16 protein-coding genes, 4 pseudogenes and 1 other annotated feature are annotated in these 19,865 nt (G+C 37.6%); of the genes and pseudogenes, 8 read left to right on the top strand and 12 right to left on the bottom strand.

Going from position 1 to position 19,865, the window contains the following annotated elements; all coding sequences use genetic code 11:
- Positions 1–79 precede the first annotated feature (79 nt).
- The 6 genes and pseudogenes from BLR79_RS00360 (at position 80) to BLR79_RS00335 (ending at position 8,658) form a co-directional block, all read left to right on the top strand.
- Positions 80–1,488: pseudogene (locus BLR79_RS00360) on the top strand (cytochrome ubiquinol oxidase subunit I).
- On the top strand, positions 1,481–2,503 hold the full coding sequence (gene cydB / locus BLR79_RS00355) for a cytochrome d ubiquinol oxidase subunit II (protein WP_092083761.1): 1,023 nt from the start codon (positions 1,481–1,483) through the stop codon (positions 2,501–2,503). Before BLR79_RS00360 ends, cydB begins: the two are co-directional and overlap by 8 nt.
- Positions 2,500–4,242: pseudogene (gene cydD, locus BLR79_RS00350) on the top strand (thiol reductant ABC exporter subunit CydD). The gene cydB and the pseudogene cydD overlap by 4 nt, the downstream one beginning before the upstream one ends.
- Positions 4,226–5,994: pseudogene (gene cydC, locus BLR79_RS00345) on the top strand (thiol reductant ABC exporter subunit CydC). Before cydD ends, cydC begins: the two co-directional pseudogenes overlap by 17 nt.
- Before the next feature lie 117 nt (positions 5,995–6,111).
- Positions 6,112–6,346, top strand: a binding site (T-box leader).
- Positions 6,347–6,421: 75 nt separating this feature from the next.
- Complete coding sequence (locus BLR79_RS00340; RefSeq protein WP_092083760.1) at positions 6,422–7,351, top strand: homoserine O-succinyltransferase; 930 nt, start codon at positions 6,422–6,424, stop codon at positions 7,349–7,351.
- Between the two features lie 20 nt (positions 7,352–7,371).
- Positions 7,372–8,658, top strand: a complete 1,287-nt coding sequence (locus BLR79_RS00335; RefSeq protein ID WP_092083759.1) for an O-acetylhomoserine aminocarboxypropyltransferase/cysteine synthase family protein — start codon at positions 7,372–7,374, stop codon at positions 8,656–8,658.
- A gap of 82 nt (positions 8,659–8,740) precedes the next feature.
- Here the strand turns inward: BLR79_RS00335 and BLR79_RS09340 are convergent, their stop codons facing one another.
- Both BLR79_RS09340 and BLR79_RS00330 read right to left on the bottom strand, forming a co-directional pair.
- Positions 8,741–9,052, bottom strand: a complete 312-nt coding sequence (locus tag BLR79_RS09340) for a polyprenyl synthetase family protein (protein WP_327020411.1) — start codon at positions 9,050–9,052, stop codon at positions 8,741–8,743.
- The gene (locus BLR79_RS00330; RefSeq protein ID WP_327020410.1) at positions 9,022–9,714 is read right to left on the bottom strand and encodes a polyprenyl synthetase family protein; all 693 of its coding nucleotides are present in this window, start codon (positions 9,712–9,714) and stop codon (positions 9,022–9,024) included. The genes BLR79_RS09340 and BLR79_RS00330 overlap by 31 nt, the downstream gene beginning before the upstream one ends.
- A gap of 81 nt (positions 9,715–9,795) precedes the next feature.
- Here BLR79_RS00330 and BLR79_RS00325 point away from each other — a divergent pair.
- A pseudogene (locus BLR79_RS00325) lies at positions 9,796–10,697 on the top strand (1,4-dihydroxy-2-naphthoate polyprenyltransferase).
- Positions 10,698–10,728: 31 nt separating this feature from the next.
- On the opposite strand, the gene BLR79_RS00320 reads toward BLR79_RS00325, so the two are convergent.
- From BLR79_RS00320 to tsaE, 9 genes are all read right to left on the bottom strand, one after another.
- Positions 10,729–11,694 carry a glycosyltransferase family 2 protein gene (locus tag BLR79_RS00320; RefSeq protein ID WP_092083758.1) on the bottom strand — a complete coding sequence of 322 codons (966 nt, stop codon included), beginning with the start codon at positions 11,692–11,694 and terminating at the stop codon, positions 10,729–10,731.
- Positions 11,695–11,715: 21 nt separating this feature from the next.
- On the bottom strand, positions 11,716–12,108 hold the full coding sequence (locus BLR79_RS00315; protein WP_092083757.1) for a GtrA family protein: 393 nt from the start codon (positions 12,106–12,108) through the stop codon (positions 11,716–11,718).
- Between the two features lie 17 nt (positions 12,109–12,125).
- A complete protein-coding gene (locus BLR79_RS00310) occupies positions 12,126–13,196 on the bottom strand; it encodes an ABC transporter substrate-binding protein (protein WP_092083756.1) in 1,071 nt (356 codons plus the stop codon).
- On the bottom strand, positions 13,193–13,990 hold the full coding sequence (locus tag BLR79_RS00305; RefSeq protein WP_092083754.1) for an ABC transporter permease: 798 nt from the start codon (positions 13,988–13,990) through the stop codon (positions 13,193–13,195). The genes BLR79_RS00310 and BLR79_RS00305 overlap by 4 nt, the downstream gene beginning before the upstream one ends.
- Entirely contained in the window at positions 13,987–14,799 is an 813-nt protein-coding gene (locus tag BLR79_RS00300) for an ABC transporter permease (protein WP_092083752.1), read from the bottom strand. The genes BLR79_RS00305 and BLR79_RS00300 overlap by 4 nt, the downstream gene beginning before the upstream one ends.
- Positions 14,796–15,896, bottom strand: coding sequence for an ABC transporter ATP-binding protein (locus BLR79_RS00295; RefSeq protein WP_092083751.1), 1,101 nt, complete (start codon positions 15,894–15,896; stop codon positions 14,796–14,798). Before BLR79_RS00295 ends, BLR79_RS00300 begins: the two co-directional genes overlap by 4 nt.
- 132 nt (positions 15,897–16,028) lie before the next feature.
- A complete protein-coding gene (murB, locus tag BLR79_RS00290) occupies positions 16,029–16,931 on the bottom strand; it encodes a UDP-N-acetylmuramate dehydrogenase (RefSeq protein WP_092083750.1) in 903 nt (300 codons plus the stop codon).
- A 19-nt stretch (positions 16,932–16,950) separates the two neighbouring features.
- Positions 16,951–17,472 (bottom strand): GNAT family N-acetyltransferase, encoded by a 522-nt coding sequence (locus tag BLR79_RS00285; RefSeq protein ID WP_092083749.1) that lies wholly within the window; start codon positions 17,470–17,472, stop codon positions 16,951–16,953.
- Complete coding sequence (gene tsaE / locus BLR79_RS00280; protein ID WP_159427545.1) at positions 17,465–17,944, bottom strand: tRNA (adenosine(37)-N6)-threonylcarbamoyltransferase complex ATPase subunit type 1 TsaE; 480 nt, start codon at positions 17,942–17,944, stop codon at positions 17,465–17,467. The genes BLR79_RS00285 and tsaE overlap by 8 nt, the downstream gene beginning before the upstream one ends.
- 125 nt (positions 17,945–18,069) lie before the next feature.
- On the opposite strand from tsaE, the gene BLR79_RS00275 reads away from it, so the two are divergent.
- Complete coding sequence (locus BLR79_RS00275; RefSeq protein ID WP_092083746.1) at positions 18,070–18,753, top strand: DUF4430 domain-containing protein; 684 nt, start codon at positions 18,070–18,072, stop codon at positions 18,751–18,753.
- Between the two features lie 84 nt (positions 18,754–18,837).
- Here the strand turns inward: BLR79_RS00275 and pta are convergent, their stop codons facing one another.
- Complete coding sequence (gene pta / locus BLR79_RS00270; protein WP_092083744.1) at positions 18,838–19,827, bottom strand: phosphate acetyltransferase; 990 nt, start codon at positions 19,825–19,827, stop codon at positions 18,838–18,840.
- Between the last annotated feature and the right edge of the window lie 38 nt (positions 19,828–19,865).

Raw genomic sequence — 19,865 nt, 5'->3', positions numbered from 1 at the left:
TTCACAAAATGGTTTATTGTGTTCGTCTGTAATTAAGAGTATATTATAATAGGAATAATTATTAATTATAGGAGGGACTATGATGGATATTGTTAGTTTAGCGCGTTTCCAGTTTGCAATGACTACAATCTTCCACTTTTTCTTCGTACCTTTTTCTGTCGGAACGGCTTTAGCTGTTGCGATTATGGAGACGATGTACGTTGTTAAAAAGATGTGAAGTATCGTGAAATGGCGCAATTTTGGGGAGGTATCTTCCTTTTAAGTTTTGCTGTCGGAGTTGTGACCGGGATTATTCAAGAATTCCAATTTGGAATGAACTGGTCTGATTATTCTCGTTTCGTAGGGGATATTTTCGGCGCACCTTTAGCAGTGGAAGCGTTACTTGCTTTCTTCTTAGAATCGGTCTTTATTGGTTTATGGATGTTTACTTGGGATAAAGTAAGTCCGAAGTTACACGTCACCTTTATGTGGCTTGTCACCATTGGTTCATTTTTATCTGCCTTTTGGATTTTAGTAGCTAACTCCTTTATGCAACATCCTGTTGGTTTTGAAATTATCGATGGTCGTGCTGTTATGACGGATTTTGCGACTTTAGTAACCAACAGTAAAGTCTTCTGGCTATTCTCTCATATGATTACGGGAGCCATTGTAACAGGTGGTATGGTTGTCGCAGGTTTATCCGCTTTTCGTTTATTAAATAAGCGTGAAACAAAGCGTGATTTTTATAAGTCATCTATGCGTATTGGACTTGTGTTAACTTTAATTGGTTCATTAACGGTCATGGGTGCTGGACATGGTCAGATGGTTGAATTAATTGATTCTCAACCAATGAAATTTGCGGCAATGGAAGGTAACTATGAAGATACAGGAGATCCGGCTGCGTGGTCACTCATTGCTTGGGCTAACGAAACGGATCACACAACGGTCTTTAATATTGAAATTCCTTACATGTTAAGTATTTTAGCAAACGGTAAGCCTGAAGGTGGCTTTATCGGAATGGAAAAAGCGAATGAACAATTAGAAGCAATGCACGGACCAGGAGATTACTTCGTCCCAGTAAATGCAATTTATTGGAACTTTAGAATTATGGCTGGCTTTGGCGTTGTAACTTTCTTATTATCAGCGATTGGACTATGGCTATCTCGTAAGAAACATGAAACATTGTTTGAAAACCAAACACTCTTACGCCTATTATCCTTAGCCACTTTTGCTCCATTCATTGCTAACACAGCAGGTTGGTTAGTTACTGAATTAGGTCGTTTCCCATGGACCGTTTACGGACTATTTACGATTGAAGATAGCATTTCACCAAACGTTTCAGCGACTTCATTACTGATTTCCAACGTTGTTTATTTCTCACTCTTTTTAGTGTTATCAATTGTGATGGTTTACTTAGTTCGTCGCGAACTAGATAAAGGACCAGGCGTTTCGACATTGGCTCATCAAGAGTTGAGCGATAATATGAAAGAGGTGTTTGCAAATGAGTAGTTTACAACTTTTATGGTTTGCTTTAAGTGGTGTATTATTTGCGGGCTTCTTCTTTTTAGAAGGTTTTGACTTTGGTGTAGGAATGGCGACTAAATTTTTAGCTCGCAACCACGAAGAACGTGAACAAGTCATCAAAACCATTGGTCCTGTATGGGACGGCAACGAAGTCTGGTTAATTACGGCCGGTGGAGCGATGTTTGCTGCTTTTCCATTTTGGTATGCTTCATTATTTAGCGGTTATTATTTAGTTCTACTTGCGATTTTAGTTGGACTGATTATCCGCGGTGTATCATTTGAATTCCATCATCGTATGCCAATGGATAAAAAACCCATTTGGATTAACACATTATTTACAGGTAGTTTAATCATTCCATTTTTCTTTGGCGTGATGTTTATTAGTTTAATTCAAGGAATGCCAATGGATGCACAAGGTCATATTCGCGCGTCATTTACTGACTACATTAACTTATTTTCAATTGTCGGTGGTGTAGCAATGACGTTATTAAGCTACTTACACGGCTTAAACTACTTAGCATTAAAAACAACCGGAGCAATTCACACTCGCGCCGTTGAACAAGCTAAAAAGCTTTACCCTGTTTTATATGTTGGTTTAGTGGCTTTTGCAGGTTTACTTTATTTAAAAACTGACTTTTTCAGCACTAAATTAGTACCAACATTACTTCTTGTCGTTTTAATTGTGGCTTTAAGTGCTTTAGCACACTTTAGCGTTTTAAATCACCGCGAATGGCCAGCCTTTTTATCAAGTGGCTTAACCTTTGTGGCGATTGTTGCTTTATTATTCGTTGGCTTATTCCCACGCGTCATGATCAGTTCGCTAGGGTCAGAGTTTGATTTACTCATTCAAAACGCAACCTCTGCTCCTTATACATTGAAAATGATGACTTGGGTTACAGTCACTATTCTTCCATTTGTATTAGCTTATACAATATGGACTTACTATATCTTTAGACACCGTATTAAACCGTCTAAACAACAAACGGAGGAAACTCGATGATTGATCGTGCAATTTTAACATTGCCCGGTATTAAATCTAAATTAAGTTGGCTTGCAGGACTCGCAGTTTTGCAAGCCTTCTTTATCATTGGGCAATCATTTACCCTAGCAAAAGTCATTGTCGGCTTATGGCAAGGACAGCCCTTAAATAATCTCTGGCTTTTTATTGGGTTATTTATTAGCTGTTATGTTCTAAGATTAGGTATTAACCGTTACCGAACTAAATTATTAGATCACTATGCCTATCAACAAGCGAAAAACATTAGAGAGCAACTCCTATCAAAACTCTTTCGTCTAGGACCAAGCGCTGTTCAACAATTAGGAACGGGGCATGTGACGACAATGACGTTAGATGGCATTACTCAAGTAGAAGATTATATTAAACTCATCTTATAAAAAGTAATGGGGATCGCTTTAATTCCTTGGATTATTTTAGCCAGCGTTTTTTACTTTGATTGGAAATCTGGCGTTGTTTTAATTTTTATTTATCCGTTAATTATTTTATTTATGGTTATTTTAGGCTACGCTGCCCAAGCAAAAGCCGAAAGACAGTACGCCAGTTATCAACGTTTATCCAATCATTTCATCGATTCTCTTCGAGGAATTGACACGTTAAAACTCTTTGGTAAAAGTAAATCCCATGCTGAAGACATTTATCAATCGAGCGAGAGTTTTCGGATTCGCACTATCGACACATTAAAAGTTGCTATTTTATCGAGTTTTGCCTTAGACTTTTTAACGACGCTTTCTGTCGCTATTGTAGCGGTTCTTTTAGGGCTTCGTCTCATCGAAGGTCAAGGAGACTTTTTATTCGCTTTAACTGTTTTAATTTTGTCGCCCGAGTACTTTTTACCCATTCGTGAATTCGCAGATAACTATCACGCCACGTTAGACGGTAAAAATGCGTTCAGTAATATTCAACAAATATTAAACTTTGAAGAAATAAAAAAAGAAACGGCTCTAGTCGAACCGTGGCAAGAGACCAGCCAATTGCTTATTAAAGATTTAGCCTTTTCCTATGACGAACATCGTTTGACGTTACAAAATATTCATTTGTCTCTTAAAGGCTATCAAAAAGTTGGGATTATCGGGATGAGCGGGTCAGGTAAATCCACCTTTATTCAGTTACTTAATGGATTCCTAGAGCCCCAGCAAGGCGATATTTCCTTTAAAAACCCTCAACGTGAAGATCAAACCGTTCATTCTTTCAATTTACCCTCTTGGCAAGAACAACTGATTTATATGCCTCAGTCTCCTTATATTTTTAATATGAGCTTAAAAGATAACATTACATTCTACACACCAAACGCGAGTCAAGAAGCGATTGAAAAAGCGGTGACACTAGCTGGATTGAATGAATTGATCACTCAACTTCCTCATGGTTTAGATACATTAATGGGTGAAGGAGGACGCCGAGTCAGTGGTGGGCAAGCTCACCGAATTGCGCTAGCGCGTGCGTTTTTAGATAATAAACGGCGCATATTATTATTCGATGAACCAACGGCTCATTTGGACATTGAAACGGAATTAGAAATTAAAAAAGCGATGATGCCTTTACTTGAAGATCGCTTAGTCTTTTTTGCTACTCACCGTTTACATTGGATGAATGAGATGGACTATATTTTAGTCTTTGATAATGGTCAAATTGTTGAAGAAGGAACCTATGAATCATTAATAGAACGTCAAGGAGCTTTTGTCTCCCTATTGAAAGGAGTATCCTTAGATGAATCGTTTAGATGATTATAAAGCATTATTTAAAAGAGACACTTGGGTTAAACCCTTTTTTACTTACTACAAAAAAGCACTCTTTTTAGCGTTACTTTTAGGATTTCTCACTGTTTTTAGCGCCACCGCTTTAATGTTTAACTCAGGTTATTTAATTAGCAAATCTGCTGATAGACCGGAAAACATTTTACTCGTTTATATTCCCATTGTGTTAACAAGAGCCTTTGGATTAGGACGTCCTTTATTTAGATATTTTGAACGACTCGTTAGCCATAACTGGGTCTTTAAAATGACTTCTAAAATCCGATTGAAACTTTACAACGCTTTAGAAAAAGACGCTATTTTTCTAAAAAATAAACGAAGTACCGGTGATATTTTAGGTATTTTAGCTGATGACATTAACCATATTCAAAACCTTTATTTAAGAACACTTTTTCCCAGTGTGACTGCTTATTTATTATATATCGCCATCATCATTGGACTTGGTTTTTTGATCTTTGGTTTGCTTTAGCGGTTTTAGTTATTTTAGCCGGAACCCTTGTGGGGATTCCATTATGGGCCCTTCTTATTAACGGTGCTCGGTTAGAAAAACAAAAACAAGCTCGTCATTTACTTTACAATGAACTAACAGATAATGTTTTAGGTGCTGGTGATTGGATTTCAAGCCAGCGCGGTGAGGTTTTTGTCAATCGTTATGAAGAAAAAGAAGCCGCCCTTCATCACGTTGAAAAATCGATTCAAAAACAACATCGTAAGCAAGACTTTTTACTTCAATTAATGATGGGTCTTCTCCTAGTTGCCACCCTTTTATGGAGTAGTCAACAGTTTCCTGGAAACTATGGAGGTCCTGCCAATTGGATTGCCGCTTTTTGTTTAAGTATTTTCCCTTTAATTGATGCTTTTAGTTCCTTACCTGAAGCGATTGAAGAAGCAAGCGAACATTTTGATGCGGTGGAGCGTTTGAATCAACTCCCCGATGCATCTCAACAAGATTTAGCCGTTCATTTAGCCAGTAACCAATATACATTTGACGTCCAGCAGGTTAGTTTTTCTTACTCTCAAACCGACCGCTTCATCTTAAAGGATTTAAATTTAACCATTCCTTCTCATCAAAAGATCGCGATTTTAGGTCGAAGCGGCGCAGGAAAAAGTACATTAGCCCACCTTCTACGAGGTGACCTAACGCCGACTCAAGGGGTGGTTACTTTAAATGATATCCCTACTCATCAATTTGGGGATTCAATGAGTGATTACATTGGCGTCATTCAACAACAGCCTTATTTATTTAATATGACCATTTTAGATAATTTGAAAATTGCTAAAGATGAAGTTAGCGAAGAAGAAGCCTGGCGTGTTTTAGAACGGGTCGGCTTAAAAGAAATGATTCAACAATTACCTGAGCAATTGAATACGATGGTAGATGAGGCTGGGTTACGATTTTCCGGTGGCGAACGTCATCGTTTAGCTTTAGCTCGTTTATTAATTAAGGATCCTCCTATTATTTTACTGGACGAACCAACGGTTGGTTTAGACCCCATAACCGAACAAGCGTTAATCACGACCTTTTTTAAGGAATTAGAAAATAAAACCATTATTTGGATCACTCATCACTTGCAAGGAGTGCATGCGATGGACCGAGTTATTTTTATCGATGAAGGACAGATTGTGATCGATGGGTCTCCAGAAGAATTAGAAGAAACAAACGCTTATTACCAACAACTACTAGCCATTGACCGCGGATATTCTACTCATTCATTAACAAAATAATTGATATGTCTCTATTTATTTAATAGGGACATTTTTTAGTTAAAGTATCTATTTTTGTAAAATGAGGTTGACATGAGTAAATGATTAGAGTAGACTAACAGTCAAATGAAACATCGATGAACAACTGAGATGAGGAAAGTAAGTCTGAATTGAAATCCAGAGAGCTTCGAACTAGGTGGAAAGAAGCATTCATGCACGATCTGAAAATGACCTCGGAGTTGGCTAGCGGAATAAAAAGCTAGTCCGTGTGAGCACACGTTATCACAGCCAAAGTATGTTTGTACTTGTTGAGGTATAGCTTGTCTATACGAATTTGGGTGGTACCACGTGAAAAATAATTCTCGTCCCTACAGAATATAATGATTGCTGTTAAGCGATCGGTTCTGTAGGGACTTTTTTATTGATGAATTTTATAAGGAGTGACAAAATGCCTATTCTATTGCCTAAAGATTTGCCAGCCATCGATTCTTTAAAGCGCGAAGGAATTTTTGCGATGAGCCCAGAACGGGCAAGTGTTCAAGAAATTCGTCCTTTAAAGATAATTATTTTAAATTTAATGCCCACTAAAGTTGAAACAGAAACTCAATTAACAAGACTATTGAGTAATACCCCACTACAAGTTCAAGTGACCTTTTTGACTACTGATAGTTATGAAGCTAAAAACACATCAAAAGCCCATTTGAGTGATTTTTATACAACCTTTAAAGAAGTTAAAGATCAATATTATGATGGCCTTATCGTAACAGGAGCACCAGTCGAACATTTATCTTTTGAGGAAGTGGACTATTGGCAAGAAATTGAGCAAATTCTCGAGTGGAGTTTAACAAACGTATATGCCACTTTGCATATTTGTTGGGGCGCTCAAGCGGGACTGTATCATCATTATGATATTAACAAAGTGCTTTATGACACTAAATTGACTGGCGTTTTTCGTCAACATATTTGTACAAATCGCCCGGTAGGACTCCTTAGAGGATTAGATAGCTCTTTTACTATCCCTCATTCTCGTTATACAGGAATTGATGAAGAGAAATTAAAAGACTACTCTCTTCTAGAAGTTTTAGTCACAGGAGAAGAAACAGGCCCTTCGATTATCTCACGAAGAGACGGACGGCAAACTTATATGTTAGGACATGCAGAATATGATCGTCACACACTCAAAAAAGAATATGAAAGAGACGCTCAAGTAAATAAAAACCCCCAATTACCAGTTAATTACTTTAAAGATGATGATCCAACGCAAGAAATTATTGCTCAGTGGACATCTAGCGCTCATCTTTTATTTAACAATTGGATTAACCAAGTGTACCAAAATACCCCTTATCATTTAGACCAACTTTTACCGATTAATTTATAGATAGAGAAAGGAACATTACCATGACTAAAAATATTACACCATATTTCGAAACACAACAACTTCACGCTGGAGAAATTGCTAATGCGCCCAATACTTGTGCAACGCCCATTTATCAAACAGCAGCTTACGTATTCGATGACTGTGAACATGCAGCTGATCGCTTTGCTTTAAGGGATGAAGGGTTTATTTATTCCCGCTTAGGAAACCCAACTGTTAGTGTGTTAGAACAGCGTTTAGCAGCTTTAGAAGGCGGAACCAGTGCTGTAGCTACAGCAAGTGGTACGGCCGCCATTACTTATTCTATTTTAAACGTTTGTAACTCGGGAGATCATATTATTGCTGCAAGTACACTTTACGGCGGTACTTACCAACTGTTCAATAATACGTTACCTAAATTAGGTGTTACAACGACTTTTGTCGATCCAGACGATATCGACTCTTGGTCTAATGCGATTCAAGATAACACTAAGGCCGTGTTTATTGAATCCATTGGAAACCCTGGCCTTAATTTAATTGATATCGAAAAAGCCGCCGATAAAGCCCATGAACACGGAATTCCTTTATTTGTTGACAGCACCTTTGCGACCCCCTATTTATTACAACCTCTTAAACACGGAGCGGATGTTGTCATTCATTCAACGACTAAATATATCGATGGCCACGGAACTTCGTTAGGGGGTGTCGTTATTGAAAATGGTCAATTTGACTGGGCTCAAAATGATAAGTTCCCTGACTTTACAACCCCTGATGAAAGTTATAATGGTCTAGTTTTTAATGACTTAAAGGAAGCAGCCTTTACGACTAAAATTCGAGCTCAATTGTTACGTGATACCGGCGCTACTTTAAGCCCTTTTAACGCCTTTTTACAAATTCAAGGACTAACCACGTTAAGTTTACGCGTCGAACGCCACGTTGAAAATGCTCGTAAAATTGCACAATTTTTAAAAGATCATCCTAAAGTAAGTTGGGTTGATTATCCAGAACTACCTGATAGTCCTTATTATGATTTAGCTAAAAAATATTTTCCTCGCGGAGCGGGCGCTATTCTTTCCTTTGGAACGGCTGGCGGACGTAAAGCAGGGGAAGCTTTTGCGAACCATTTAACTCTTTTTAAAAATGTGGCTAACGTAGCTGATGCGAAATCTTTAGTCATTCACCCGGCAAGTACAACTCACTCGCAACTATCAGATGAAGAACAATTAGCAGCCGGAGTAAAACCTGATTTAATCCGTCTATCGATCGGTTTAGAAAATGTGGAAGATTTAATCGCCGACTTAACTCAAGCACTCGACAATATCGAGTCATAAACCTTCAATTCCTCCTTAATTAAAAATGTACTGTTCCTTTCAATGTAAGTAGAAAAGAACAGTACATTTTATTGTTTGCGCTCTAATAATAATAAAATAATAGATTCAATACCTTGGCGGGTAGGCGTATCAGGCAATTGGTGTAAATGATCCAATGCTTTTTGAGTATAATGCTCTGCCACTTGTTAGCTTTTTTAACTCCTTCGTATTTTAAAACATAGCGATTCACTTCTTGTGCTTCTTGTTCTGTCAATTGATCTTTCTTGAGTAAATAAGGATCAAATAAAGATTTGTGCTCTTGGCGGGCTAAAAGTAAAGGCAACGTATAAACGCCTTGAGATAAATCTTCTAAAACAGGCTTATTCAATACCTCTTCGCTACTTGTGTAGTCCAAAATATCGTCATATATTTGAAAAAAGCAATTCCCATATAGCGCCCTACTTGAGAAGCGTCATAAATTTGGGTTTCATTTAAGCCAGCTAAATAAGCGCCTTCTTCACAGGCTAATTGAAATAAAGCAGCTGTTTTATGTTGGGCGTTGAATAGATAATCATCTACTGTGACGTTTAAATTATAGCGGTGGGTCATTTGGTCAAGTTCGCCAATTAAAAGTTCACGCATCACTTTAACGTTTCGCTGTACATAAGGTGTCCCGTTAAAAGCTTCGACCACTAAATCAAACATGACGGTAAAAAGCAGGTCTCCCGTATAAACAGCAATATCTTTACCATACTTTGACTGAACGGTCTGCTTTCCTCTTCTAAGAGGTGAATCATCAATAATATCATCGTGAACGAGTGTCGCCATATGTAACAGTTCTAAAGAAGCAGCGATTTTTATTTCAGATTCATTATTAGCTTTCAAACTGGAAGAAGTGTTAAGATTAGAAAACAAGAGGAACAACCCAGGACGTAACAATTTACCGCGAGTAGCTAACAACTCGTCTAAAATTGCTTGTAAAGGTCCACTTTTCATTGTTAAACGCTCTTGCATTAAGGTATGAACCTCTTTAAGCTGAGCGGCAATATTAGGAAACTGCGACCACAGTTCAAACATTCCTATCTTCCTCCTTGTTTTTCATAGTGAATCTAGTTTACTATGAAAGAGCAAGATAATATATATGTAAAGGAGACTTCTATGAAACTTTCTGTTTTTTTAGAACTCATTGAAGCTAAAGCAAAAGCTGCTAGTATTTTTCCTTTTTTAATAGGCCTTTGCTTTAGTTGGTATCACTTCAAACAAATCAATGGGTTTTTAATCTTTTTATTTTTTATTGCGATGATTTTATTTAACTTTGCGGTGGATACGTTAAATAACTATAGCGACTATACAAATATTCATGCGACAGATGACTATAAAAAAATGACCAATATTATTGGTCGTGAAAATATTCCCCTCCCCTTTATTAGAAATTTATTACGTTTCTTTTTAACAAGTTCTTTTTTAGTGGGACTATTTCTATCTTGGCATGTTGGTTGGGACGTTTTTTTCTTAGGATTACTTAGTTTTTCTATTGGTATTTTTTATTCTTGGGGACCGCGTCCTTTAAACAGCTTACCCGTAGGAGAAGTCGCTAGTGGTCTATCCATGGGCTTTTGATTCCTTTAATAGTTGTTCGTATCAACCTTCATCCTTATTTTATTTGGAAAACTAACACGGTTTTATCTATTTTTATATTAAGTTTGCCCTTAGTCCTATGGATTGCCAATGTGATGCTTGCGAATAATACGTGCGATTTAGAAGAAGATCTTTTAAACAACCGACATACGTTAGTCTCTTATATTGGTCAAAAACGAGCGGTTCAATTATTTGGTTTGAATCATCTCATTGCTTATGGTGCGATTATCATAAGTGTTCTACTAAAGATCGCTCCTTGGACTTACGCATTGACGTTACTTACGATTCCCTTTGTTTTAAAACAACACCGAATATTTCAAAAGCAACAAGTTAAAACCAAAACTTTTATTTGTTCCGTGCGTATTTTAATTGTCACCTCCTTAGCACAAGTCATTGGCTTCGGGATCGGACTTCTCTTTTAAACTGAAAAAAACGTGTAAAAGCGACATGCCTTTACACGTTTTCTTTTTCTCTATAAGGTAGTTTAGCTTCTTTTGTTAAATAAAGAGGACGTTGCTTTCCTTCAATGAAAATTTTGGCAATATATTTACCGACAATGCCCAAACAAAACAGCTGTAACCCTCCCATTCCAACGACCAATACAGCTAAAGTAGGCCATCCAGGTGGGTTTGTTTTGAAAGTAAGCGTATGAATAATAATGTAAATTCCGTAAATAATGGCACCTAGGAAGGTAATCATTCCCACCCAAGAAGCTAAATTTAGCGGGAAGTCAGAAAAGTTTACAATACCTTCTAAAGCATACTTAAATAAGGAAAAGAACGACCAAGAAGTCTCTCCTGCAACCCGTTCCACATTTTCGTAGTCGAGATACTTAACGTCAAAGCCAACCCAACTAAAAATTCCTTTTGAAAAGCGGTTACGTTCTGGAAGAGCTAACACTGCGTCCACAACTTGGCGGGTCATTAAGCGAAAGTCTCGGGCCCCTTCTTCTAAGTGAACATCAGAGATGAAGTTATTAATCTTATAATAAGCATTCGCGAAAAAAGAACGAATCGGTGGCTCTCCTTGACGATCCACTCGGCGAGTAGCGACCACGTCGTACCCTTCTTTAGTAATTCCTTCATACATCTCCACTAACATCGAAGGCGGATCTTGTAAGTCTGCATCCATAATCGCCACATAATCTCCGCTTACATGCTCGAGACCTGCGATAATCCCAGCTTCTTTACCAAAGTTTCTAGAAAAAGATAAATAATAAACCAGTTGCGGATAGCGATCGTGTAATTCTTTCATTACTTCTAGGGTTCGGTCTGTTGAACCATCATTAATAAATAACACTTCAAATTGCACTTGGGCAAGTTGATCCTTAATTTTCAATACTTCATCTAAAAATGGATGAAGTGTTTCTTCTTCGTTATGACATGGTACAACAATACTTAAGATTGGTTGATGGTTCATACACCTAGCCCTTTCTACTTTTTATGATTGATCTAAAATTAGTTTTCTGGAAATAAAGTTAAATAGCATCACAATTCCTGTTACGAGTATTTTTGATACCCAAAGGGATAATTGAATCTTTTCAACACTTAAATATAATAATAACATATTTAAGCCGCCACCGATAATACTTAATAGGAAAAAGATTAGTAATTCGTTTATTTTTTCACGATGAGTGATGGATTTACTTTTAAATACGTAGCGCATACTTAAAACATAATTTAAAACCGTCGCTGCGATAAACGCAATGCCTTGCGCCCATAAATATTCAACGTGTAACCCTTTAATAAGGAGCGTGAAGACAATAAAGTCGGCTAACGTTACCACCACGCCAACAATTGAAAAACGAATCAATTGGTAAAGCGTATGCATCATCTATAATACCTCCTCTTTTAACGTCCCATTTTTGCTTCTAAATATAAATTATTATATTGAATAAGAATCTCTTGACCTAAATTTAAATACATCTCCAACTCTTCTATGACCGCTTCATCGGGATAAAAAGCTGGATTATTCAATAACTCAGGATCAATATAATTCAACGCTTCTTTATTAGGCGTAGAATAACCAATGTATTCTGAATTTTGAGCAGCCACTTCGGGTCGCAACATGAAGTTAATAAAAGCGTAAACCCCTTCTAAATTTCGTGCTGTTTTGGGGATAACTAAATTATCAAACCATATATTCGATCCTTCTTGGGGGATAATATACACTAAATAGTCACTTTCTTCCATCGCAGCACTGGCTTCACCGGAAAAGGTCACTGCCAATGCAGCTTCTTCTTGGACCATATACATTTTAATTTCATCCGCAACAAACCCGCGCACATTCGGTAATAAACGCCAAATATCATCTCGAGCTTCCTTTAAATGAGCGATATTACGATCATTTAAACTACGCCTCTTTGCTTGAAGAGCAAATCCTAACACTTCTCTTGCTCCATCATAAAGTAACAAATTATCTTTAAATTCTTCTTTCCATAAATCTTGCCAAGAAGTAAGTTGACTCACATCAACCAATTGCTCGTTAGCAAGAATACCTAAAGTTCCCCAAAAGTATGGAATTGAATAGCGATTATTCGGATCAAAGGGTAAGTCTAAAAAGCGTTTATCTAAATGCTCCATGCCTTGAATTTTCTTATGATCTAAAGGAAGTAACATCTCCTTTTGAATCATTAACTCAATCATATAGTCACTAGGAACAGCTAAATCAAAGGAAGTGCCTACTTGTTCAATTTTAGCCAGCATTGCCTCATTAGAGTCAAAAGTTTCATACTCTATTTGGTAGCCTGTTTCTTCTTCAAATTGAGTAATTAAATCCGGATCAATATAGTCTCCCCAATTATAAAGAGTCACCACATCTTCACCACTGGCTTTCTTTCCATGTTCCAACACGTACTTAGCTGATGTTAAAAGGACGACTAAAGCGCATATACCTAGAAAGGCTCCTATTAAACGTTTCATTTAATCAAGCCCTCCTTTCTTTTTATTCGACTCGTTTCAAGGAAATAATAGCCTAAAACAAGGCATAAAGTTACTAAAAAAATTAAAGTACTTAAAGCATTAATTTCTAAACTAACCCCTTGTCTTGCTCGAGAATAAATCTCCACAGATAACGTACTAAAGCCATTTCCTGTCACAAAGAAAGTCACCGCAAAATCATCCAGTGAATAAGTAAGAGCCATAAAAAAGCCAGCTCTAATTCCTTTAGCAATACTTGGAAGAACAATGCGCCATAAGGCTTGAGGATAACTGGCTCCTAAATCAAGGGCGGCATCAATTAACGAATCGGGCAGTTCTTTTAAGCGAGGCAAAACGATTAACACAACGATGGGTACACTAAAAGCGATATGGGCTAAAACTACCGTTCCAAAGCCTAAAGTTAAAGGAATAACAGTCGAAAATAACACTAAAAAACTTGCGCCCATTAAAACATCTGGTGTCACTAAAAGGACATTGTTTAATTGTAAAAGGATGGATTGATGGTTTTTCTTTTTTAAATAATGAATATAAATTGCTCCAAAAGTTCCGATGATTGTCGCAATCGTCGCTGCTATTAAAGCAACAATAAAGGTATTTAAAACAAACAACCATAACCGCTGATCGGCCAACAGATTTATGTAATGCTCCATCGTCCAACCTTCAAATTGATTCATCGTTCCTGCTTGGTTAAAAGAATAAACCGCTAAAAAAACTAATGGAAAATATAAAATTATTAATACCAATCCTAAATATAAGCGGCTGAAAGAGTCTTTCATAAAGACCGACCTCCTTTTGGTCGTTCTTTCGTTAAATACATAACTAAAAACATTAATAGCGTTAAAATAACGCCGATAGCTGAACCCATTCCCCAATTTTGAGTGGTTAGAAAATGTTGCTCAATCGCTGTTCCCAGCGTAATAATACGATTACCGCCAATTAAACGAGCGATCATAAATAGTGACAGCGTCGGAATAAACACCGCTTGAACTCCGCTACGAACACCGGGTAGAGAAAGAGGGATTAAAATTTTACGAATCGTTTGCCAAGTAGTCGCGCCTAAATCAAAACTTGCTTCTGATAAAGAAATGGGGATATCATCTAAAGCGTTATAAATAGGTAACACCATAAACGGAAGCTCAATATAACTCGCCACCAAAATAAAAGCCGGCTTTGTAAATAAAAGCTTTAACGGCCCAATCCCTAACCAGCTGAGCCATTGATTGATCACGCCATTATGACTTAAAATGCCAATAAATGCATAGGATTTCAACAATAAATTAATCCATGTAGGAATAATAATTAACAATAGACCTAATTCCTTATGAACTGACTTAGATAGAAAGTAAGCGGTAGGGTAAGCAATCAGCAAAGTAATCAACGTAACACTACCTGCTACTAAAAACGAATTAAAAGTCATCATTAAATACTCAAAGCGAGTAAAAAAGTGAAGATAGTTTGCTAAGGTCAGTTGCCCATGATGATCAAAAAAAGAACGATAAAAAATAAGCCCTAAAGGAGTCACCACAAAAAATAATAACCAAGCGTAATAAGGTAACGCTAAAAGTAAATGGATCCGAGATTTCATGAGTTTTCCTCCACGTCATAAGTTTCAATCCGCGCATCAAAGTCTTCTTCTGTTTCATTAAAGCGCATAACATGAATCGCACTAGGTTGAATGTGAATAAAGACAGATTGGCCTTCTTCCATCTTTTGAGTTGTATGAACCATCAAACGCACTTGAGGAGTGACTTCCACCATCAATTCATTAAAGACGCCTCTAAATAAAACAGAACGAATAACACCTTTTATGACACTCGGTCGATCGACAGACAATTTAATATCTTCCGGACGAAGGACCACTTCAATCTCTTCGCCTGACGCAATCCCACCGTCCTCACATTCAAAAAGATGGTCTAAAAACTTCACTTTATAATCATCAATCATCACACCGGGTAAAATATTACTCTCACCAATAAAATTAGCAACATATCGATTGATGGGTTCGTCATAAATATCAACGGGCGAACCGGATTGGACAATTTTTCCTTGATCCATGACGAAAATCCAATCAGACAAGGCTAAAGCTTCTTCTTGATCGTGGGTAACAAAAACAAACGTAATGCCTAACTTTTGTTGAATTCTTCGCAATTCATACTGCATTTGAGTTCTTAGTTTATGGTCCAAAGCACTTAAAGGTTCGTCTAACAGTAATACTTTAGGTTCATTCACCAAAGCTCGGGCAATCGCAATGCGTTGACGTTGCCCTCCAGAAAGGGCTTGAATATTACGTTTTTTAAAGCCTGTTAACCGAACCATTTCAAGGACTTCGTCTACTTTTTGGGCAATCGTTTTTTTATCGACCCCTTTAACTTCTAACCCAAAGGCAATATTTTCTTCCACGGTTAAATGAGGAAATAGCGCATAATCTTGAAAAACCGTATTTACTTGACGTCGATTTGCGGGCAAGTGGGTAATTTTTTGATTATTTAAATAAATCTCCCCTGCTGTTGGTTTTAAAAAGCCGGCGATAATACGAAGTAACGTCGTCTTTCCGCACCCGGAAGGGCCGAGCAATGTGTAAAATTTTCCTTTTTCTAACGCCATATCGATACCACTTAAGACCGTGTCACCATTATATTCTTGATAAACATTTTTTAATTCAACTGCTAACGTTGGCTTCATTTTATCGCCTACTTTCTATTTCGATGATTGATCGCATAAAATTAGACATCGCGACCCCTTGTGTCCGACGATGTCTAATGATTAAAGGTTTTAAGTATTATAACAATCTCTTCTTATCGGTACAATATAAAGTTAACCCTCTTCGCCAATAATTCTTACTTCTGGTTCTAGTTTAATTTGAAATTTTTCATCGATCACTTCTTGAATATGTCGAATGAGTTGAATGTAATCAGTAGCCGTTGCGCCACCTTTATTGACAATAAACCCAGCGTGTTTCATTGATACTTGTGCGCCACCTATTTGGAAACCTTGCAGACCGGCTTCACGAATCATCGGTCCGACAAAGTGCCCTTCAGGTCGTTTAAACACACTACCACAGGATGGATATTCTAAAGGTTGTCGTGATGTCCTTAGCTCCGTTAACTCAACCATGCGTTCGTTAATAGCGTCATAGTCACCTTTTTCTAATATAAAGGTAGTCGATAAGACGATATCTCCTGTTTGTTGAATGAAACTATTTCGGTAAGTAAATGCCATCTCTTCATTCGTATAAGTTTTAAACTCTCCTTCACGGGTCAAAACATCCACTGTGTGAATGACATCTTTAACTTCGCCTCCATAAGCGCCCGCGTTCATATAAACTGCTCCGCCGATACTGCCAGGTATACCACAGGCAAATTCTAACCCGGTTAAGTGAGCTTTTTTTGCCAGTTGAGTTGTTTCAATTAAACTATCTCCTGCCAGTGCTGTGACTGTTTCTTGATCGATGGTAATATCGCGAAGGTCTGTCAACATCATAACAACCCCACGCAATCCACCATCACGAACAATCAAATTACTGGCATTACCCAGTACCGTTAAAGGAACTTGCTTTTCTTTTACCCAATCAACCACTTGCTTCACTTCTTCCAACGTTTTAGGGAAAATAAGTGCATCGGCTGCCCCACCCACTTTAGTGTAAGTGTAAGGAGCTAAAGGTTCGTTCAATTTAATATTTAAATCAGCGTTAATTGTAAGTAATTGTAAATAGTACATTCGTTTCTTCCTTTACTGTTTATAATAAGTATTCCATCATATAAGTGTCGTAATATATTTGATCGGCTTGTAGGCGTTGGGATAAAGAGCCGACGATCTTAAAACCAAACTTTTTATATAAAGCGATAGCTCGTTTATTTTCTTGAACCACTTCTAAAGTAATCACTTTAAGCGCTGTCTCTTTGGCAAAGTATAATAATTCCTCTAATAAAATAGAAGCAATGCCGTTTGCCCAATAATCTTTTAACACACCAATCCCCACTTCAGCGACATGGGATTGTCTCGATCCGGGTAAGGTAGCCAATGTTCCAAGAGCGATAATCTCTTCTTGTAGCTCTACTACAAGCATAATCGAGGTGAGACTGCGACTATATTGATCTATTTGTTGCGTCATTTGGTAAGTGCGCTTTGTCTTTGATTTATTGACCTGGTCATCCGTTAAAAAGGCCGTTTCAGTAGCTAGTTGCTCATATAATTCAACTAATGGTTCTAAATCAGTTGGATGCGCTTGTCTAATGGTCAGTTGAGCTGTTTCATTCATCGGCTAACACCTCTTGTAATTGCCGGAGGACTTCGTCATATTGATCCCCATGAGATTCAAATTCAATTAGTCGCTCGTTAAAGGACTCTTGCGGTGTAAAACGTACTTTTAAATAATCATTAGGTAAAGAATCTTCTAAAAATTGCGACCATTCGATAAAAAGGTAGTTTTGATCTGTTAAATAGTATAAAAGATCAACCGTCTCTTCGCCACCTTCTTCTAAACGATAAGCATCAACATGCACCAATAACCCCCCTGTTTCTAGAGAGTACTCTTTAATGACTGTATAAGTAGGACTTTTAATCGCACGTTTAATATTTAAACCTGCGCCAATCCCTTTAGTAAAGGTTGTCTTACCACTTCCTAAATTTCCTTCGAGTAAAACGACACTTCCTTGAGGCAATAACTTAATAAATGCTTGAGCGATATGCTGGGTTGTTTCAGGACTGGTACTTTTTATTTTAAAAACCATTGTGTTCATTCCTTTAATTATTTTCAATTTTAAACAGGGCCTAAAGCGTTTTCCATTGACTTACACTAGATAAATTGGTACATTTACTAATAAAGGACGCATATTATAAGGAGGCCTTGATAATTATGAATAAAGCAAAGTTAATTGCTCTTTCTTTTCTATCCTTAGTATTGGTTGCTTGTGGAAATAAACAAGATACTGCCACAGAACCTGCTACTGAAAGTGTATCAGAATCGAGCGTAGAATCACAACTAGAATCTTCAGAATCAGCTGAATCAACTGACGCAACTAGTCAAGATAAGAACGAAAGTCAAGCGGACGAAACTAAAGAAGCTGATGAAACAACTGGTGATGAAACACCTGCAGCCGATGAAGCTGTTTTCCGCTTCTATGTAGGTGAAGAACAAATTGCTCACTTTACAGCTAAAGATGTGGCCGGTAAATCTATTTTAGAAGTTTTAGAATCTCAAGACAAAGTAACCTTTACTTTTGACCAAGAAGAAGGAATTATTTCTGAAATTGAAGGCCATGCGATTGATCCTGCCGAAGCCATTTATTGGACTTACTTATTAGACAAACAATTTGCTGAACTAGGTGTTGTTTCTCAAACCCTTGAAGGTGGCGAATTAGTCGAGTGGTATTTCGGTACAGTGGATGACATTCCAACTGCGATCATTCAAGAAGACGGTACTTATGAAGAACCCGTAGAAGATGCCGACATGACAGATGCTGACGCTGATGCAGAAGATGTTGACGCTGTCGATCATGAAGAAGAAACAGATGTCGATGCACAAGATGCTGGTGAATAATTAATATCGATTGAATCCTCACCTCGGTGGGGATTTTTTATTTATAAATAAAACCAGGAACCGCCGTTCCTGGTTTTTGTTCTATTAATCTGTTAAAGCATCTAAGGCAGTAATCATCGCTACGCGATAAATATCGTCTTCGTTACATCCACGGGATAAGTCACACACCGGCTTAGCCATTCCTTGTAAAATAGGACCGACCGCGTCATAACTCCCTAAACGTTGAGCAATTTTGTAACCAATATTTCCCGCTTCTAAGTCTGGGAAGACGAAAATTGTCGCTTCTCCTGCTACAGTAGAGTCCGATACTTTTTGACGAGCTACGATAGGACTGTAAGCTGCATCAAATTGCAATTCACCATCAACATCTAATTCAGGTGATGTTTCTTTTAAAATACGAGTTGCTTCAACTACTTTATCTACTTCCGGTGAGCTAGCAGATCCTCTAGTTGAAAAACTTAACATCGCTACTTTTGGATCAACGCCAAAGATTTTACCCGTACGCACAGTTTGTTGAGCGATATCAGCTAATTGTTCAGCAGTTGGATTAATATTAATCGCGCAGTCAGCAAATACTAATGTTCGTGCTTCTTCACTTGGAGGGACCATCACAAAACAACCACTCATAATTGAAGATCCTGGCGCTGTTTTAATGATTTGTAGAGCTGGACGAACCACATCTCCTGTAGATGTTGCAGCACCCGCCACTAATCCATCGGCAATATCTAGTTGAACTAGCATCGTTCCAAAGTACATTGGGTCCTTAATCGCTTCTCTTGCTTGTTCCGGAGTTGCTTTACCCTTACGGCGAAGAACAAACTCTTCGACCATTGCTTGTGCTTTATCTTCTGGATAATCTGCCGGATCGATTAATTCTAAGCTAGAAATATCTAAATCTAATTCTTTAGCTAAAGCAATTGTTTCCTCTTTATCGCCTACTAAAACCGGCTCAACAATTTGATCATATTGTAAACGAACCGCAGCTCTTAAAATACGCGCATCCGTCGGCTCAGGAAATACAATGCGTACTCCTTTACCTCGTACTGATTGTTCAACTCTTTCAAAAACGTTCATTTTTATTCCTCCCCTGGTAATTTAAACGCTTACAGTAT

Source organism: Dolosicoccus paucivorans, from assembly GCF_900100125.1.
GTDB lineage: Bacteria > Bacillota > Bacilli > Lactobacillales > Aerococcaceae > Dolosicoccus > Dolosicoccus paucivorans.
The sequence above is the reverse complement of the archived record's forward strand: the minus strand, read 5'-3'. Positions and strand labels throughout refer to the sequence as shown.

Bases quoted from the DNA above. Each gene is read 5' to 3' on its own strand.
- pta (WP_092083744.1), bottom strand. From the start codon at position 19,827: ATGAACGTTTTTGAAAGAGTTGAACAATCAGTACGAGGTAAAGGAGTA.
- cydB (WP_092083761.1), top strand. From the start codon at position 1,481: ATGAGTAGTTTACAACTTTTATGGTTTGCTTTAAGTGGTGTATTATTT.
- BLR79_RS00315 (WP_092083757.1), bottom strand. From the start codon at position 12,108: ATGATGCATACGCTTTACCAATTGATTCGTTTTTCAATTGTTGGCGTG.
- BLR79_RS00285 (WP_092083749.1), bottom strand. From the start codon at position 17,472: ATGAATGAAACAGCTCAACTGACCATTAGACAAGCGCATCCAACTGAT.
- BLR79_RS00300 (WP_092083752.1), bottom strand. From the start codon at position 14,799: ATGAAATCTCGGATCCATTTACTTTTAGCGTTACCTTATTACGCTTGG.
- BLR79_RS00335 (WP_092083759.1), top strand. From the start codon at position 7,372: ATGACTAAAAATATTACACCATATTTCGAAACACAACAACTTCACGCT.
- BLR79_RS00310 (WP_092083756.1), bottom strand. From the start codon at position 13,196: ATGAAACGTTTAATAGGAGCCTTTCTAGGTATATGCGCTTTAGTCGTC.
- BLR79_RS00295 (WP_092083751.1), bottom strand. From the start codon at position 15,896: ATGAAGCCAACGTTAGCAGTTGAATTAAAAAATGTTTATCAAGAATAT.
- BLR79_RS00305 (WP_092083754.1), bottom strand. From the start codon at position 13,990: ATGAAAGACTCTTTCAGCCGCTTATATTTAGGATTGGTATTAATAATT.
- BLR79_RS00320 (WP_092083758.1), bottom strand. From the start codon at position 11,694: ATGAACCATCAACCAATCTTAAGTATTGTTGTACCATGTCATAACGAA.
- tsaE (WP_159427545.1), bottom strand. From the start codon at position 17,944: ATGGTTTTTAAAATAAAAAGTACCAGTCCTGAAACAACCCAGCATATC.
- BLR79_RS00330 (WP_327020410.1), bottom strand. From the start codon at position 9,714: ATGTTTGAACTGTGGTCGCAGTTTCCTAATATTGCCGCTCAGCTTAAA.
- BLR79_RS00340 (WP_092083760.1), top strand. From the start codon at position 6,422: ATGCCTATTCTATTGCCTAAAGATTTGCCAGCCATCGATTCTTTAAAG.
- BLR79_RS00275 (WP_092083746.1), top strand. From the start codon at position 18,070: ATGAATAAAGCAAAGTTAATTGCTCTTTCTTTTCTATCCTTAGTATTG.
- murB (WP_092083750.1), bottom strand. From the start codon at position 16,931: ATGTACTATTTACAATTACTTACAATTAACGCTGATTTAAATATTAAA.